Below are 16,055 nucleotides of genomic sequence, written 5' to 3' on the forward strand. Positions count from 1 at the left end.
TACTACGGCGACGAGATCGGCATGGGCGACAACATCTGGCTCGGCGACCGCGACGCCGTCCGCACCCCGATGCAGTGGACACCGGATCGCAACGCGGGCTTCTCCTCCTGCGACCCGGGGCGGCTGTATCTGCCGACCATCATGGACCCCGTCTACGGCTACCAGGTCACCAACGTCGAGGCGTCGATGTCGTCGCCCTCCTCACTGCTGCACTGGACGCGCCGGATGATCGAGATCCGCAAGCAGAACCCCGCCTTCGGGCTGGGGACGTACACCGAACTGCAGTCCTCCAACCCCGCCGTCCTCGCGTTCCTGCGCGAATACGAGGACGACCTGGTGCTGTGCGTGCACAACTTCTCGCGTTTCGCCCAGCCCACCGAGCTCGACCTGCGCCGCTTCGACGGACGTCATCCCGTCGAGCTGTTCGGCGGCGTGCGTTTCCCGGCCGTCGGTGAGCTGCCCTACCTGCTCACCCTCGCGGGCCACGGCTTCTACTGGTTCCGGCTCACCCGAGCCGCGGCCCGGGTCGGCCGACGCCTGTGAGCGTGCGCCGAGGAAAGGATGGGTCACCGTGACGAAGACCGCCTCTCTCAGACCGACCACTGCGAGCGCCCTCCGCTCCGGCGGGCCGCTCGGGGCGCTGCTGTGCGAGTGGCTGCCCCGGCAGCGCTGGTTCGCGGGGAAGGACCGGCCCCTCACCGATCTGCGCACGCTGTCGATGACGGAGCTGTATCCGGGCTGTCTGCATCTGCTGGTGCACGCCAGCCAGTCGGGCGTCCCGACACCCGGGGGCACTCCCCCGGCCGGTGACTGCTACCAGTTGCTCCTCGGGATCCAGGAGCATCTGTCGCCGCGGCTGGGGCGGGCGCTCATCGGCAGGGTGGAGGAGGGCCCGCTGGCGGGGCTGACGGTCCATGACGCGCTGCAGGACCCTCGGTCGGCGCAGCTGCTCCTGGAGCGGATGCGACACCCGGGCCCGCTCGGTCCGCTGTGCTTCGAGTCCGACCCGTCGGTGTCACTGCCCGCCGGGCTCGCGCCACGGCTGCTGGAGGCAGAGCAGTCCAACACCTCGCTGGTGTACGGCGACGCGTACATCCTGAAGATCTTCCGGCGCATCCAGCCCGGGGTGAACCCCGACCTGGAGGTGCCGGTCGCGCTGGCCGGACAGGGGTGCGGGCGGGTCCCCGCGCCGGTGGCCTGGTTCCGGACCACGCATCCCCAGGAGGCCACCCTCGGCGTACTGCAGCCGTTCCTGCCCGACGCCTCGGACGGCTGGACGCTGGCGCTGCAGGCCCTGGCCCGGGGCGAGGACTTCACCGCCGAGGCCGAGGAGCTGGGCCGGGCCACGGCGGACGTCCACCTGGCGCTGGCGGCGGCCCTGCCGGCCGGTCCGGACGCGGAGGACGGGCGTACGGCGGCGGCGATGACGGAGCGGCTGGAGGCGGCCGCCCACCACGTGCCGCAGCTGCGGCCGTTCGTCCCGGGTCTCACCACCGCGTTCGCGGCGCTCGCCGTCTGCGACCAGGGTCCGCCCGCCCAGCGCATCCACGGCGATCTGCACCTCGGGCAGGTGCTGCGGGCCGGTCGGGACTGGTTCGTGATCGACTTCGAGGGCGAGCCGTCCCGTCCGCTGGCCGAGCGACGGCTCGCGCACTCCCCGGTCCGGGACATCGCCGGCATGCTGCGCTCCTTCGACTACGCCGCCCGGCAGCGCCGCCCCTGGCGTCCGGAGTGGGCGCGCCGCTGCCGGGAGGCCTACTGCGCGGGGTACGCGGCCCGGGCCGGCTGGGATCCACGGAAGAAGCACGCGCTTTTGCGTGCCTACGAGACGGATCGCGCCGTTTACGAAGTGCTGTACGAGGCCCGCAACCGGCCCGACTGGCTACCCGTACCCATGGCGGCGATCGAACGACTCGCCGTCCGAGGAGGCTGACCCATGGCCCTGCGCGACACCGCTCTCCCCGAGGCCGCCGGACACCGGCCGCCCGCGGCGCACGCGCTCGACCCCGCCGACCGCGCGCGCCTGCTGTCGGGCGCCCACCACGACCCGCACGCGCTGCTGGGGGCACACCCGGTGCCGGGCGGCGTCCTGTTCCGGGCCCTGCGGCCCTTCGCCGACGCCGTGAGCGTGGTGGTCGGCGGCGAGGCCACCCCGCTCGTCTCGGAGGAGGACGGTTTCTTCGCCGCCGTGCTGCCACTGGAGGAGGTGCCCGCCTACCGGCTGGTGGTGTCGTACGGGAGTGACGAGCACGAGGTCGAGGACCCCTACCGGTTCCTGCCGGCGCTCGGTGACCTCGATCTGCATCTCATCCGGGAGGGCCGGCACGAGGAGCTGTGGAAGGCGCTCGGCGCCGAGCCGATGACCCACCAGAAGGTGACCGGCACCCGCTTCACGGTGTGGGCGCCGAACGCCCGAGGGGTGCGCGTCACGGGCGACTTCTGCTGCTGGGACGGGACCGCCTTCCCGATGCGGTCGCTCGGCGCCTCCGGGGTGTGGGAGCTGTTCCTGCCCGGCATCGGCGAGGGCACCCGGTACAAGTTCGAGATCACCTCCCGCCACGGCGACCGCTTCCTCAAGGCGGACCCGATGGCGCGGCACACGGAGGTCCCGCCGGACACGGCGTCGATCGTGCACACCTCGCGCTTCAGGTGGCGCGACAAGAAGTGGATGACGCGCCGGGGCGACCGTCCCGTGCACGAGGCGCCGTTCTCGGTGTACGAGGTCCACCTCCCCTCCTGGCGGCCCGGGCTGACCTACCGGGAGCTGGCCAAGGCGCTTCCCGCGTACGTGAAGGACCTCGGCTTCACCCATGTCGAGTTCATGCCGGTCGCCCATCACCCCTTCTCAGGTTCGTGGGGCTACCAGGTCACCGGTTTCTACGCGCCGACCTCGCGGCTGGGTACGCCCGACGACTTCAAGTGCCTGGTGGACGCCCTGCACCGGGCCGGCATCGGGGTGATCGTGGACTGGGTCCCGGCCCACTTCCCCAAGGACGACTGGGCGCTCGCCCGGTTCGACGGGGACCCGCTGTACGAGCCCGGGGACGCGCGGCGGGCCGAGCACCCGGACTGGGGAACGTACGAGTTCGACTACGGGCGGACCGAGGTGCGCAACTTCCTCGTCGCCAACGCCACGTACTGGTGCGAGGAGTTCCACATCGACGGGCTGCGGGTGGACGCCGTCGCCTCGATGCTCTACCTCGACTACTCGCGGGACTCCGGGCAGTGGGAGCCCAACGTCTTCGGCGGCCGGGAGGACCTGGCCGCGAAGGCGTTCCTCCAGGAGATGAACGCCACCGTGTACCGGCGCAACCCGGGGGTCGTCACGATCGCGGAGGAGTCGACCGCCTGGGACGGGGTGACCCGGCCGACCGACAGCGGCGGGCTCGGGTTCGGGCTGAAGTGGAACATGGGCTGGATGCACGACTCCCTGCAGTACATGGCCAAGGAGCCGGTGCACCGCAAGTACCACCACAACGAGATGACCTTCTCGATGGTGTACGCCTACAGCGAGAACTACGTCCTGCCGATCTCCCACGACGAGGTCGTCCACGGCAAGCAGGCGCTGGTCTCCAAGATGCCCGGCGACTGGTGGCAGCGGCGCGCCAACCACCGGGCGTACCTGGGGTTCATGTGGGCCCATCCCGGCAAGCAGCTGTTGTTCATGGGGCAGGAGTTCGCGCAGGGAGCCGAGTGGTCCGAGGCGCACGGTCCGGAGTGGTGGCTGCTCGACCCCGGGTACGCGTCCGCGGGCGACCACCGGGGCGTGCAGGACCTGGTCCGTGATCTCAACACGCTGTACCGGGCGAATCCGGCCCTCTGGGAGCGCGACACGGATCCGGCCGGCTTCCGGTGGGTGCTCGGGGACGCCGCCGACGACAACGTCTTCGCCTTCCTGCGCCACGGCGCCGACGGCACCCCGCTGCTCGCCGTCAGCAACTTCTCGCCCGTCGTCCGTCACGACTACCAGCTCGCCGTCCCGGGTGACGCGCCGGCCTGGGAGGAGGTCCTCAACACCGACGCCGGGCGGTACGGCGGAAGCGATGTCACCCACCCCGACCCGGTCAAGGCGGCGAACGGGGAACTCGTGCTCACCCTGCCGCCGCTGGCCACGATGTGGCTGAGGCCGTTGCCCGTGTGAGGAGGCGCCTGAGGGGGCAGTCGGGTGCATACCATCCGGGCGCAGAGAAAGGCCGCATCGCGTGCGCACCGTCGGAGTGGAGGAAGAACTCCTCCTGGTCGACCCTGAGACCGGGGAACCCAGGGCGCTGTCCGCCGCGGTCCTCGCCCGCGCCGCGCGGTGCGAGCAGGCGGAGCAGGAGCCCGTCTTCCAGAAGGAACTGCACAACCAGATGGTCGAGTTCGCCACCCATCCCCAGGCGGGGATGGGTGAGCTCGGCGCGGAGATCGTGCGGATCCGCGCGGAGGCGGCGCGGCACGCCAAGGAGGCGGGGTGCGCGGTGGCCGCGCTCGCCACGTCACCGCTGGCGGTGCGTCCCTCCGTCAGCATCGGCCGGCGCTACCAGTGGATGGCGGAGCAGTACCGCATCGCGACCCGTGAGCAGATCGTCTGCGGCTGTCACGTTCATGTCTCCGTCGGTTCCGACGAGGAGGGCGTCGCGGTCATCGACCGGATCCGGCCCTGGCTGCCGGTGCTGACGGCGCTGAGCGCCAACTCCCCGTTCTGGCAGGGGAAGGAGACGGGGTACAGCAGCTATCGCAACCGGGTGTGGCTGCGCTGGCCGTCGGCCGGTCCGACCGAGCTGTTCGGGTCGGCCGAGGGCTACCACCGGCGGGTGGCGGACATGCTGGCCACGGGGACGATCCTCGACGAGAAGATGGTCTACTTCGACGCCCGGCTCTCGGCCCGGTGGCCGACGGTGGAGGTGCGGGTGGCCGACGTCTGTCTGCACGCGGACACCGCCGTGCTCCTGGCGATGCTGGTGCGCGGACTGGTCGAGACGGCGGCCCGGGACTGGGAGGCCGGTGAGAAGCCGGTGGACCACAGCGTCAGCCTGCTGCGCCTGGCCGACTGGCGGGCCGCCCGCTCCGGGCTCACCGGGGACCTGGTCGATCCGGTGACCATGCGGAACGCGCCCGCCGAGACGGTCGTACGGGCTCTGCTGGAGCATGTCGAGGACGCGCTGGCGGACTGCGGTGACCTGGAACGGGCCCGGGAGGCGTGCGCCGGACTGCTGCGGAACGGCAACGGGTCCCAGGTGCAGCGGGAGGTGTACGAGCGTACGGGCAGCCTGCGCGAGGTGGTCACGACCTGCGTCCGGCACACCCAGGCCTGAGGCTCCCGCGAGCACGCGGATTCGGGGCCGGGGTTGATGTGGCTCATAACGTACGAGGCCCCCGGTCACGGCGGGATCATCAACGCGCATCACTTAGTCCGTTCCCGGCCACATCCGGTCCCACCTGGGCTACATTCGCCAGCGTCGATAACAGTTCTCGTCGGCAGGGTCACCCTTCGTACATGTCAGGAGCAGCGTATGCGCGACTTCGCTGTCGCTCCCTCGGCCGTTTCGCCCCTGACCGGAGGGCTCGCCGACAGCGTTTTCGAGACAGCGGCCCGCACCCCCACGCTGTCCGTACTGGCCCGCCGCCGTGAGCCCCGCTCCCCCGTGTGGGAGGAGGTGACGGCCGTCGAGCTGCGCGACGAGGTGGTGGACCTCGCCAAGGGGTTCGTCGCGTCGGGGATCTCGCCCGGCCACCGCGTCGCGATCATGGCCCGCACCCGGTACGAGTGGACGGTCCTGAGCTACGCGCTGTGGGCGGTGGGCGCCGAGGTGGTGCCCGTCTACCCGACCTCCTCGCGCGAGCAGGTCGAGTGGATCCTGCGGGACTCGGGCTGTGTGGGCGTGGTCGTCGAGGACGAGCAGAGCGTCATGACCGTGGGCTCGGTGTGCGCGACCCTGCCCAGACTGCGGCACGTCTGGCAGCTGGACACGGGCGCGTTCGAGCAGCTCGCGAAGCGCGGGGAGCCGGTCCCGCTGACCACCGTGGACTCGCTGCGCCGGATCGTGCTGCCCGACTCCACCGCGGTGATCGCGTACACCTCGGGCACCTCGGGCCGCCCCCTGGGCTGCGCGCTCACCCACCGCAGCCTGGCCAGCCCGTGCGACACCCTGCTGTCCGGCTGGGGGCACACGGCGGCGCCGGCGGGAGAGCGGCCCTCCGTCCTCGCGTTCCTGCCCTTCTCCCATGTGTACGGCCTGATGATCCAGGGACTGTGCATGCGCGGGGGCATCCTGATGGGCCACGAACCGGACCTGAGCGCGGCGGCGCTCTCCGAGGCCCTGCAGTCCTTCCGGCCGACCTATCTGTACGCGGTCCCGTCGGTCTTCGAGAAGATCTACAAGAACTTCCTGCGCACCGCCCAGGAGGCGGGCCGCGGGCCGTTGTTCGTGCGGGCCGCGCAGACCGCGCGCGACTTCGCGGCGGCCGTCGAGCGGCAGCGGCTGGGCCGCGGCTCGGGTCCCGGCCTCGACCTGCGGCTCCAGCACGCCCTGTTCGAGCGGACGGTGTACCGCAGGCTCCGCGCGGCGCTCGGCGGCCGCGTCCACCGCGCCACCTCGGGCGGCTCCCCGCTCCACCGCGACCTGTCCCTGTTCTACGAGGGCATCGGCGTCTACGTCCACGACGGATACGGCCTGACGGAGACCAGCGGCGGGGTCACCATGCAGCCGCTGGGCAGGGAGAAGTCGGGGACGGTGGGGCAGGCCCTGCCGGGCACGGACATCCGGGTGGCGGACGACGGGGAGATCCTGGTGCGCGGTCCGTCGGTGTTCCAGGGCTACGTCAACGACGACGCCGCGACCCGGGCGGCGCTGTGGGGCGGCTGGCTGGCCACCGGAGACCTGGGCTTCGTGGACTCCGACGGCTATCTCACGATCACCGGTCGCAAGAAGGACGTCATCATCACCAGCAGCGGAAAGAGCGTGGCGCCTGCCGCGCTGGAGCAGCGGCTGCGGCTGCATCCGCTCGTCCACCAGGCGGTGGTCGTGGGCGACAACCGGCCTTGCGTGGGCGCGCTGATCACCCTGGATCCCGAATTCCTGGCGCACTGGCGCAAGAGTCTGACACTGCACGGCGACAGCCGGGAGGCGCGCGAGGAGAACGCCCTGCGGGAGGAGATCGCCCGGGCGGTGGCCGCCGCCAACAGCACGGTGTCCCGCTCGGAGTCCATCCGTGCCTTCCGGATCCTGCCCCAGCCCTTCGACCAGACGAACGGCCTGCTGACCCCGTCGATGAAGCTGCGCCGGGACTCGATCGTGGCGCACTACGCGGCGGAGATCGAGGCGATGTACCAGGCGCGGGCGCGGCTGCCCCGGCCGCCCGCCCCGGAAGAGGTACTGAGCTGGGACGACGCGGACGACGTCTTCCGCTGAGACGCTGCCGCTCCAGGACGCGTAGGCCGGGCGGCCCCGGGAACCCTGTGAGGTGGCGACGCGAGAGATCGGTACGAGAAAGGACGACGGTCCCGGCCACCCGGGGCCGCACTGACGATATGGAAATCGAGCCGCGCGGCGACGACTCACCGGCCTCCTCGGGGGTACCGGGCCGTACCGTTGGTTTCGCAGGCGAACCGCACGACGTGACGGGCGCGCGGCTGGCCGCGGAGGAGTTTCTCGACGAGCTCGCCCAGGCAGCGCCGCCCACGGCACCCGAGTGCTGGCACGACATCGTCCTGATCGTCACGGAGCTGGCCTCCAACGCCGTCCAGTACGCGCCGGGCCCCTTCGAGCTGGGCCTGCGCCCCACCTTCGACGGCGTGCACGTCACCTTGCACGACACCAGCAGCGTCGTGCCGTCCGCCCGGCCGTTCCGCCCGGACAGCGGGGGCGGGGGCATCGGCTGGTATCTGATCGAGACGCTGAGCACGCAGGTCAGCGTGGTGACGAACGAGGCGGGGAAGGACGTGCACGTCTTCCTTCCGTGGTGAAAGGCAGCGGCACCAGGACACGGATCGTCTTCCCGCCGCCCGGGCGCCGTTCGATGGCGAGGTCACGGGAGAGCCGGATGATCAGGGGCCAGCCGTAGCCACTGCCGTGGTGGCCCACGGGCAGCGCTCCGGAACCGTAGGCGACTGCGGGCACCAGGTCGCTGTGGTCGTGCACGGCGAGCCGGACCCCGTCCCGTGCGGGGGCCGCCTCGAATCCGGCCAGACCGCCACCGTGCCGGATCGCGTTGGACACCAATTCGGAGACGACCAGCAGGAGATCGATGACGTCCTGCTCCCGCTCCGCGTCCCCGCCCTCGCCCCAGCGGGCGTCGACCACCGTGCGGACGTGGGCGCGCGCCGACGCGGCGGTCGTCACCGGGACGACCGCCGGGTCGACGACCGCCGGTTCTGTGGGCGCGAGTTCGTCTCCCCTCACCTCGCGCAGCCTCTCGTGCCGGTCAACCCGTCTCCGTTTCGGACCGGCCGAGCCGGTGGTAGTAGGCGCCGACGTCGGCGAGGTACCGCGGATCCGTGGTCTCGCTGTCGGTCCGGAACCGGGGGGCTTCCTTGACCTGGTCTCCGGTGCAGGACAGGGAAACCGTGCGGGCCGTCCGGTCGACGCCCGTCACCAGGCCCACGGGGACGACCACGCTCCTGCCGAAGAGCCAGACCCCGGTGTCGACCACGAGGTGCCGCAGGCCGTGGGGGGCGGCCTCGCGTTCGACGTGCCCGATGGTGCCGTCGGTCGCGACGACCGTGCAGTCCGTCAGGTCCTCCCCCTCCACATGACCACTGTGCGCCACGTAGGACCAGATTCCGTCGATGGTCACGCTGCTCCCTTCTCGCGCTCCATCGCACCGGCTACCCGGCCGTCGCGCCCGCATACCGGGCCGGCGCGGTGTTCGAAGGAGTCCTTCACGGCCGGCCCGTGATCGCCGCCGCGGGCATGAGGGGCGGGTTCCGGGGTATCCGCTGGGCGCGATGAAAAGGCCGCAGCCACCGGAGGGAACCACCCACCGTTGCCCCCGCCCGCGCTGCGCAGCCGTCCGCCGGGGCAACCGCCCCGACCGTCAGCTTTCGGAGGTACTCGTGTCCACCGCCCAGAACCCCCTGTCCGTCGAGGTCGACGTGATACGGGAGGACATCGCCCTGGTCACGGTCGAGGGCCATCTCGACCTCGACACGGCGACCGAGTTCCAGGCCCAGCTGGCGAACCAGCTCCACCACGGCCGGCGCCACTTCCTGCTCGACCTCTCCGCCGTCCCCTTCATGGACTCGTCCGGTATGAACATCATCCTGCGCGTGTACCAGGAGGCCCGCCGCATGCCGGGCAGCGTCCACGTCATCGATCCGACGCCCGCCGTGCGACGGGTCCTCGACCTGACGGGCGTCAGCCTCACGGTGCCGGTGTCGGACAAGGTGGACGACGCCCTGGCGCTCATCGACCGGGGCGACCACTTGGCGGAGCAGGAGAACTGACCGGGACCTGCCCCGCGCACTCCCGAAACGCGCAGGTGTGCGGGCACCTCCGGTCAACAGTTGCCATTTGACAACTGTGAGCGTGAGGCAACAAAGTGTGCGGGGCAGTCAGGCGGGAGGGATCACGGATGTGCCGGTGGGCGAGGACGACCCCTCGCGGCGCGCCGCGCCGACCCGCCACGCATGCCGGAGATCCTCAGGCCGTGGCCGCGGCGGCGGGATCCTCGTGGATCTGCGCGGCCGCGGCGGCGCAGAACGCCTCCAGCCCCCGCAGCAGCGCGGTGCGCTGGGCGACCGGCATCTGCTCCAGGACCGCCTGCAGCGCGTCCTCGCGCCGCGAGCGCAGGTCGGCGAGGAAGGAACGGCCGCGCCGGCTCAGGAACAACTGCAGTTCACGGCGGCTGCTCGCGGCCGCCCTGCGCTCGACGAAACCCACCGCCTGCAGCCGGTCGCACAACCGGCTGGTGGACGGCGGTGTGGAGCCCAGATGGTCGGCGAGTGTCCGCAGGTTGATGCCTTCGTTGTGCTCCAGGATGAACAGCACGCGCAGCTGGGAGGCGGAGACCGGGGCCGTGGAGGCACGGCCCCACAGGACCTCCAGCAGCTCCGCCGCCTGCGAGGTCACACGCGCGACCTCGAGGGGCTGCGGACGCGGGGAGGGGGACATCACGGACCCACTCTCCCAGGCTTCGCGGACGCTGTCAGCTTTCCGGGCTTCGCTGACGTTGTCGGCCCGCTCCCGCCGCACGGCGACCGGGGAGCGATGCGCCGCGGCTCCGCGGGCCTGCCCCGCCCCCTCCCGAAGAAAGGCGTGACCGACATCGTGAACCGGCTCGTGACCGCCGGGCGCGCGCTGCGCTCCGCCGCCGCGCACGAGGTGCCCGAGGCCCTGCGCGAGGTGCTGTGCGCCCGATACGCGGCCGAGACGGCCCAGTTGCTCCTCGCGGACTACGGCGCTGCCGTCCTGCTGCCCGTCTCCCCCGAGCCGTACGGAAGGGGACCCGAGCCCGTCCCCGTGCACGGCAGCGCCCCCGGCCGCGCCTACGGGGCCCAGCAGCCGTACGTCGAGGAGCTCGAAGGCGCCCGGGTGCGCGCGCATCTGCCCGTCACCGTACGGGGCGACCGGCTGGGTGTGCTGTCCGTCACCCTGCCGGCCGAGGCGGCGGACCCGGGGGAGCTCACCGAACTCGCCGAGGTGGCGCGGCTCCTGGGCCACGAGCTGATGGTGGCCGAACGCGACACCGACCGCTATCTCCGGGCCCGCCGCACGGACCGGCTGACGTTGGCGGCGGAGATGCAGTGGCAGCTCCTCCCCGCGCGTTCCTGCGCGGGGGAGGCCTATGCGCTCGGCGCCCAACTGGAGCCGGCGTACGCGGTCCACGGCGACAACTTCGACTGGTCGGCCTCCGCGGACCGTCTGATGGTGTACGTCACCAACGGCATGGGCGAGGGCATCGAGGCGTCCCTGCTGACCAGTCTGGGCATCAACGCGCTGCGCAACGCGCGCCGCGCGGGCCTGCCGATCGCGGACCAGGCGGCCCTGGCGGACCAGGCGATCCACGCCCACTACCGGGGCGAGGTGTACCTGTCCGTACTCCTGGTGGACATCGAGCTGTCCACCGGCCGGATGCAGGTCGTCGACGCCGGTTCGCCCCGGATGCTGCTGGTGCGCGACCGGGTGCCGGCCCCCGTGGACCTGGAGGCCCAGCTGCCGCTCGGCATGTTCGAGGAAACGGACTACGTCGCCCAGGAGTTCACCCTGCTCCCCGGCGACCGGCTGCTGTTCGTGAGCGACGGGGTCCACGAGGCGCTCGCGCCCGGCGGCGAAGTCTACGGCGAGCGCGCGCTGGCACGGGCGGTGAACTCCGCGGCGCTGCTGCCGGCGGCGGAGGTGCCGCCCGCGGTCCTGCGCGAACTCTCCCGCCACCGGGGCAGACCCGAACCGGACGACGACGCGCTGGTGGTGTGTCTCGACTGGTTCGGGAAGCCCCCCGCGTCCCCGTCCGGCTCCCCTGACACCGGGACGCCCCCTGGTTAGGGTTGTCGCCCGGCAAGGGTTCCCCCGGCTGTCCCGTCGCCCCGGCGGGACCGCACGCACGACGCACTGAGGAGTGAAGCAGGTTGCCGGAGCACGATACGGCCGCACAGCACACAGCCCCCGAGGACGAGGTCGGGGCGTTCCTGCGCCGACGCCAGGAGCAGCTCGCCCAACGCTGGGCCGACGAGCCGCTGTTCCGCACCGTGTTCACCGTGTCCCGGGACGAGGCGGTGGAGGCGGGCCGGGTCGTGGTCGACGCCCTCGCCCAAGTCGCCGAGGGCGGACGCATGGAGGATCCCGAGAGCGCCGGATTCACCCTGGTGCGCGAGCAGTTGTCCCGCATGGCGGCCGCCCGCGGCCGTACCGGGCTCACCCCCTCCCAGGTGTCGACCGAGGTGGACGCCCTGCGCGCCCCCGCCGTGAACCTGCTCGTCGCGGAGCTCGCGGACGCGCCGGCCGAGCATGTGCGGGAGAGCACGACCGCACTGACCGTCCTGATGGGCACTCTGCGGCTGGTGGTGCTCGGGACGGGGCTCAACGAGGTCGAGGCGCTGATCGACCGGCAGCGGCTGCAGCTGATGGAGGTCGCCACGCCCGTCATCCGGCTCTGGGACGGGATCGTCGCGGTGCCCCTGATCGGGACACTGGACAGCGCCCGCAGCCAGGTCGTGATGGAGACCCTGCTGAACTCGGTGGTGGACGAGCAGGCGCGGTTCGCGATCCTGGACATCACCGGAGTGCCGACCGTGGACTCGCTGGTCGCGCAGCACCTGATGAAGACCGTCGCCGCCGTCCGCCTCATGGGCGCGGAGTGCGTGGTCTCGGGCATCCGGCCGGCGATCGCGCAGACCATCGTGCACCTCGGCCTGGACCTGGGCGGGGTGCTCACCCGGGCGAGCCTCGCCGACGCCCTGGCGTACGCCCTGCACCGGCTGGGCGCGGACATCGTGCGGTCGACGCCCGGCGGTGCGGGTCAGCGGTGAACGACGACTTCCCACGCGCCGACACGGCCGCCGTACCGGTGCTGAGACTGGGCGACGTCCTGCTGGTCACCCTCCAGGGCGATCTGCACGACGGCATGGCCGAGCGGCTCCAGCAGGACATCGCGGAGGCGATCGTCCACCACCGGGTGGCCGGCGTGGTCATCGACATCTCGGGGGTCGAGATCGTCGACTCCTTCCTCGGCCGGGTCCTGGCCGAGATCGCGGCGCACGCCCGGCTGCTGGCCGCGCAGACCGTGGTGGCCGGCATGCGTCCGGCGGTCGCCCTCACGCTGGTGGAACTCGGTCTGACCCTGCCGGGCCTGCGGACCGCGCTCAGCACGGAGGCGGCCCTGGAACTGCTCGGCCGGCCGGACCGGATCCGGTCCGGCGGCCCGCACCGGGACCCGCGGTGAGCGGGACCGCCGCGGGCATCGAGGCCCGGCTGCCGATCCGCTCCGACCTGGACCTGGTCTGGGTCCGCCAGCATGTGCGCCAGGCCGCGGCCGCACTCGGCTTCGGCCTGGTGGACCAGACCAAGCTGGTCACCGCGGCCAGCGAACTGGCCCGCAACACCCTGGTGTACGGCGGTGGCGGCGAGGTGGAGACGGCCCGGGTCACCGACGGCCGCAGGCAAGGGCTGCGGCTCACCTTCTCGGACCGCGGGCCGGGCATCCCCGACCTGGAACAGGCGCTCAGCGACGGCTACACCTCCGGGGACGGGCTGGGCATGGGGCTGGGCGGGGCACGGCGTCTGGTGCACGAGTTCGCCATCGACACCGCGCCCGGCGTCGGCACCACGGTCACGGTGACCACGTGGACGACCCGGACGCCACGGCAGCGCGGGGGGTCCTGATGGCACGCGTGTGGGACGTCCCCGTGCACGACTCGACGCGGGTGCGCGACGCCCGGGTGGCCGCCGAGGACGCGGCGGCGCTGGCCGGCCTGGACGACGCGCGCACCGCGTCCGCCGCCCTGGTGGCGACGGAACTGGCCACGAACCTCCTCAAGCACGCCGGCGGGGGTCAGCTCCTCGTGGAGGCGGTGGCCCCGCCCACCGGGCACGACGGCTCGCCCGTGGTGCAGATCGCCGCCGTCGACCACGGGCCGGGCATCGCCGACGTGCCCGCCGCCCTCGCGGACGGGTTCTCCACGACCGGCTCGCTCGGTGCCGGGCTCGGCACCTGCCGTCGGCTGGCCGACGACTTCGGCCTGCACGGCGCCCCGGGGCACGGCACGGTCGCGCTCGCCCGGATCGGCGCCGCGCCGAATGCGCCCGCCGTCGGCGCGCGGGCCGGCGGGATCAACGTGCCCTTCGCCGGCGCGGAGTACTCCGGGGACCTGTGGACCTGTGTCCACGCCGCCGGCCGGCTCACCCTGATGCTGGCCGACGGTCTGGGCCACGGCCCCGAAGCCGCCCACGCCTCGACGGCCGCGGCCGAGGAGCTGCGCCGCTCCGCCCACCTGTACCCCGCCGACCTGCTGCGCCGCCTCGACGGGGCGCTGCGCGGCACCCGCGGCGCGGCCGTCGCGGTGGCGCAGCTCGACGCGCGGGCCGCGCGGCTGCGGTTCGCGGGCATCGGCAACGTCGGGGCCCGGCTGTACGAGGGCGGCGGCTGGCGGTCGTTGCTGTCCCGGCCGGGCATAGTCGGCGTGCACCGGCCGACGAGAGTGCCGCAGACCGAGGTGCCCTGGGCGGCGGACAGGCTGCTGCTCCTGTACACCGACGGGCTGCCGAGCCGCTGGGTGCCGCCGTCCGGCCCCGGCCTGCTGACCGCCGACCCCGCCGTCACCGCGGCCGTCACCGTGCGCGACGCCGGCAGCTCCGCGCGCCCGGTACGCGACGACACCGCCGTGGCCGTCCTGTCCCCCGACCCGCCGGACCTCCTATGACGCGCAGCTGGCACATCTCCACCGTCACCGACGCGGCCCGCGCCCGGATCGCCACCGCCCGGCTGGCGGCCGCGTACGGCGTGCCGCCCCTGGAGCGCACCCGGCTCGCGGCCGCGCTCAGCGGGCGGCTGCGCCAGTGTCTGACCAAGGGCGGGACCTGGCGGCTCACCGTGCGGGCGGCCGACGGGCTGCTCGGCCTGGAGGTCGTGTCCTCCTCCGGCGCCGGGGAGCCCGCGTGGCGGACGACGGCGCCCTGCCCGGAGCCGTCGGACCCGTCCGTCTGCACCGACGTGGCGGACGACCCGGCGCTGCTCGCGGAGGCCCTGCTGGGCGCCGACGAGGACACCGCGCTCGTCCTGGAGAAGCTCGCCGAGCAGGAACAGCTGGTCGGCTTCCACCGCGAGGAGCTGCACCAGACCAACCAGGGCGTGGTGGCGCTGCACGCCGAGCTCGACGCGGCCGGGCGGGCCCAGCGCGAGGCGTTCTCGGCGGAGCGCAGGGCCCGGCGGGAGGCGGAGAACGCGCGGCGCCGGCTGACCTTCCTGGCGGACGCCAGCGCCGCGCTGACGGCCTCCCTCAACCAGGAGCAGATCGTGCGCCGGCTGCCCGAGCTACTGGTCCCCGAGTACGCCCGCGCGGTCGACGTCTGGCTCTTCGACGCCGAGAGCGACCGGCATCCGCCGGCCGCGCACCCGGCGGCGGCCGTGCTCGCCGCCCGCACCGGAAAGCCCCAGTACGCGGCCGCTCGGCCGGGCGGACTGCCGGGGATCGAGGACCATCCGCCCTCGGCGCTGGATCCCACCCGGCCGTTGCTGTGTGTGCCGCTGGCGACCCGGCGCGCGCCCCTGGGCGTGCTGACGCTCACCCCGCCCGGGGAGCGCTGGGACCCGGACGACGCGGTGATGCTGGTCGAGCTCACCCGGCGGGCGAGCACCGCGCTCGACAACGCGCGCCGCTTCGAGCACAACCGGGACATCGCCGAGACGCTCCAGCGCGCCCTCCTCACTGAGCTGCCCAGCACGCCGGGCCTGCGCCTGGCCGCCCGCTATCTGCCCGCGACCTACGGGCTCAACGTCGGCGGCGACTGGTACGACGCCTTCCGCCAGCCCGACGGCAGTCTGATCGTGGTCATCGGGGACGTCACCGGGCACGGGCTGCACGCGGCCGTGATGATGAGCCAGTTGCGCACCGCGCTGCGCGCGTACGCCGTCGACGGCGGCAGCCCCGGGCAGCTGCTGACCCGGCTGCACCTCTTCCTCCACCATCTGCAGCCCGACCTGTACGCGACCGCCGTGATCGCCCGCTTCCAGCCCGGCGAGCCGCTGCTGACGTGGGCGGCCGCGGGCCATCCGCCGCCGGTGCTGCGCGGTCCGGACGGGCGGGTGCGCACGCTCGACGCCAAGCCCGGGGCGATGCTGGGCATCCCGCTGCGGCAGGAGATCGCCGACCACACGGTGCACCTGGCCCCGGGGTCGACGCTGGCGCTCTACACGGACGGTCTGGTCGAGCGGCGCGCCCAGGGGATAGACCCGGGCATCGAACGGCTCGCGGCGGCGCTCGGCGCGTTCCGTACGGCGGAGCTGGACCGGGACCTGGACGGGTCCGCGGAGCGCATCCTGGATCCGATGCTGAGCGATTCGGAGCGCGACGACGACGTGTGCCTGCTGCTCTGTCACCTCGACAGCGCCGTCTCCGGGTCGGCCGAGGGCCGCTGACG

Annotated in this window: 16 protein-coding genes; 13 read left to right on the forward strand and 3 right to left on the reverse strand. The window is 73.0% G+C overall.

The window, feature by feature from the left end; genetic code table 11:
* The 6 genes from ACIBVL_RS05260 to ACIBVL_RS05285 form a co-directional block, all read left to right on the forward strand.
* Positions 1-543 (forward strand): alpha-glucosidase C-terminal domain-containing protein (locus ACIBVL_RS05260; RefSeq protein WP_399092104.1); only part of this gene is annotated, 543 nt, incomplete at its 5' end.
* Positions 544-571: 28 nt separating this feature from the next.
* Positions 572-1,933: a maltokinase gene (locus ACIBVL_RS05265; RefSeq protein ID WP_399092107.1), complete on the forward strand. Its 1,362-nt coding sequence runs from the start codon at positions 572-574 to the stop codon at positions 1,931-1,933.
* A gap of 3 nt (positions 1,934-1,936) precedes the next feature.
* Positions 1,937-4,141 carry a 1,4-alpha-glucan branching enzyme gene (gene glgB, locus ACIBVL_RS05270; protein ID WP_399092110.1) on the forward strand — a complete coding sequence of 735 codons (2,205 nt, stop codon included), beginning with the start codon at positions 1,937-1,939 and terminating at the stop codon, positions 4,139-4,141.
* A gap of 61 nt (positions 4,142-4,202) precedes the next feature.
* The gene (locus ACIBVL_RS05275; protein ID WP_399092113.1) at positions 4,203-5,297 is read left to right on the forward strand and encodes a glutamate--cysteine ligase; all 1,095 of its coding nucleotides are present in this window, start codon (positions 4,203-4,205) and stop codon (positions 5,295-5,297) included.
* Between the two features lie 198 nt (positions 5,298-5,495).
* Positions 5,496-7,394: an AMP-dependent synthetase/ligase gene (locus ACIBVL_RS05280; protein WP_399092116.1), complete on the forward strand. Its 1,899-nt coding sequence runs from the start codon at positions 5,496-5,498 to the stop codon at positions 7,392-7,394.
* 119 nt (positions 7,395-7,513) lie between these two features.
* On the forward strand, positions 7,514-7,948 hold the full coding sequence (locus ACIBVL_RS05285; RefSeq protein ID WP_399092119.1) for an ATP-binding protein: 435 nt from the start codon (positions 7,514-7,516) through the stop codon (positions 7,946-7,948).
* Here ACIBVL_RS05285 and ACIBVL_RS05290 read toward each other — a convergent pair.
* A complete protein-coding gene (locus ACIBVL_RS05290) occupies positions 7,893-8,384 on the reverse strand; it encodes an ATP-binding protein (RefSeq protein ID WP_399092122.1) in 492 nt (163 codons plus the stop codon). The two genes, ACIBVL_RS05285 and ACIBVL_RS05290, sit on opposite strands and share 56 nt — an antisense overlap.
* Before the next feature lie 22 nt (positions 8,385-8,406).
* Positions 8,407-8,778, reverse strand: a complete 372-nt coding sequence (locus tag ACIBVL_RS05295; RefSeq protein WP_399092125.1) for a PRC-barrel domain containing protein — start codon at positions 8,776-8,778, stop codon at positions 8,407-8,409.
* A 259-nt stretch (positions 8,779-9,037) separates the two neighbouring features.
* Between ACIBVL_RS05295 and ACIBVL_RS05300 the strand changes: the two genes are divergently transcribed.
* Positions 9,038-9,427: an STAS domain-containing protein gene (locus tag ACIBVL_RS05300; RefSeq protein ID WP_399092128.1), complete on the forward strand. Its 390-nt coding sequence runs from the start codon at positions 9,038-9,040 to the stop codon at positions 9,425-9,427.
* Between the two features lie 196 nt (positions 9,428-9,623).
* On the opposite strand, the gene ACIBVL_RS05305 is transcribed toward ACIBVL_RS05300, so the two are convergent.
* Complete coding sequence (locus ACIBVL_RS05305) at positions 9,624-10,094, reverse strand: MarR family winged helix-turn-helix transcriptional regulator (RefSeq protein WP_399094743.1); 471 nt, start codon at positions 10,092-10,094, stop codon at positions 9,624-9,626.
* 156 nt (positions 10,095-10,250) lie between these two features.
* Between ACIBVL_RS05305 and ACIBVL_RS05310 the strand changes: the two genes are divergently transcribed.
* The 6 genes from ACIBVL_RS05310 (at position 10,251) to ACIBVL_RS05335 (ending at position 16,053) form a co-directional block, all read left to right on the forward strand.
* Entirely contained in the window at positions 10,251-11,465 is a 1,215-nt protein-coding gene (locus ACIBVL_RS05310) for a PP2C family protein-serine/threonine phosphatase (RefSeq protein WP_399094746.1), read from the forward strand.
* Positions 11,466-11,548: 83 nt separating this feature from the next.
* Positions 11,549-12,448, forward strand: coding sequence for an STAS domain-containing protein (locus tag ACIBVL_RS05315; RefSeq protein ID WP_399092131.1), 900 nt, complete (start codon positions 11,549-11,551; stop codon positions 12,446-12,448).
* Positions 12,445-12,861 (forward strand): STAS domain-containing protein, encoded by a 417-nt coding sequence (locus ACIBVL_RS05320; RefSeq protein ID WP_399092134.1) that lies wholly within the window; start codon positions 12,445-12,447, stop codon positions 12,859-12,861. The genes ACIBVL_RS05315 and ACIBVL_RS05320 overlap by 4 nt, the downstream gene beginning before the upstream one ends.
* Positions 12,858-13,301 carry an anti-sigma regulatory factor gene (locus tag ACIBVL_RS05325; RefSeq protein WP_399092137.1) on the forward strand — a complete coding sequence of 148 codons (444 nt, stop codon included), beginning with the start codon at positions 12,858-12,860 and terminating at the stop codon, positions 13,299-13,301. The genes ACIBVL_RS05320 and ACIBVL_RS05325 overlap by 4 nt, the downstream gene beginning before the upstream one ends.
* Positions 13,301-14,338: a SpoIIE family protein phosphatase gene (locus ACIBVL_RS05330; protein WP_399094749.1), complete on the forward strand. Its 1,038-nt coding sequence runs from the start codon at positions 13,301-13,303 to the stop codon at positions 14,336-14,338. Before ACIBVL_RS05325 ends, ACIBVL_RS05330 begins: the two co-directional genes overlap by 1 nt.
* Positions 14,335-16,053 carry a PP2C family protein-serine/threonine phosphatase gene (locus ACIBVL_RS05335; protein ID WP_399092140.1) on the forward strand — a complete coding sequence of 573 codons (1,719 nt, stop codon included), beginning with the start codon at positions 14,335-14,337 and terminating at the stop codon, positions 16,051-16,053. The genes ACIBVL_RS05330 and ACIBVL_RS05335 overlap by 4 nt, the downstream gene beginning before the upstream one ends.
* Positions 16,054-16,055 lie beyond the last annotated feature (2 nt).

This window comes from Streptomyces sp. NPDC049687, assembly GCF_044465285.1.
In the GTDB taxonomy this organism is placed as follows: domain Bacteria; phylum Actinomycetota; class Actinomycetes; order Streptomycetales; family Streptomycetaceae; genus Streptomyces.

Coding starts and splice junctions, on each gene's coding strand:
- glgB (WP_399092110.1), top strand. CDS start 1,937: ATGGCCCTGCGCGACACCGCTCTCCCCGAGGCCGCCGGACACCGGCCG.
- ACIBVL_RS05330 (WP_399094749.1), top strand. CDS start 13,301: ATGGCACGCGTGTGGGACGTCCCCGTGCACGACTCGACGCGGGTGCGC.
- ACIBVL_RS05335 (WP_399092140.1), top strand. CDS start 14,335: ATGACGCGCAGCTGGCACATCTCCACCGTCACCGACGCGGCCCGCGCC.
- ACIBVL_RS05280 (WP_399092116.1), top strand. CDS start 5,496: ATGCGCGACTTCGCTGTCGCTCCCTCGGCCGTTTCGCCCCTGACCGGA.
- ACIBVL_RS05285 (WP_399092119.1), top strand. CDS start 7,514: ATGGAAATCGAGCCGCGCGGCGACGACTCACCGGCCTCCTCGGGGGTA.
- ACIBVL_RS05305 (WP_399094743.1), bottom strand. CDS start 10,094: ATGTCCCCCTCCCCGCGTCCGCAGCCCCTCGAGGTCGCGCGTGTGACC.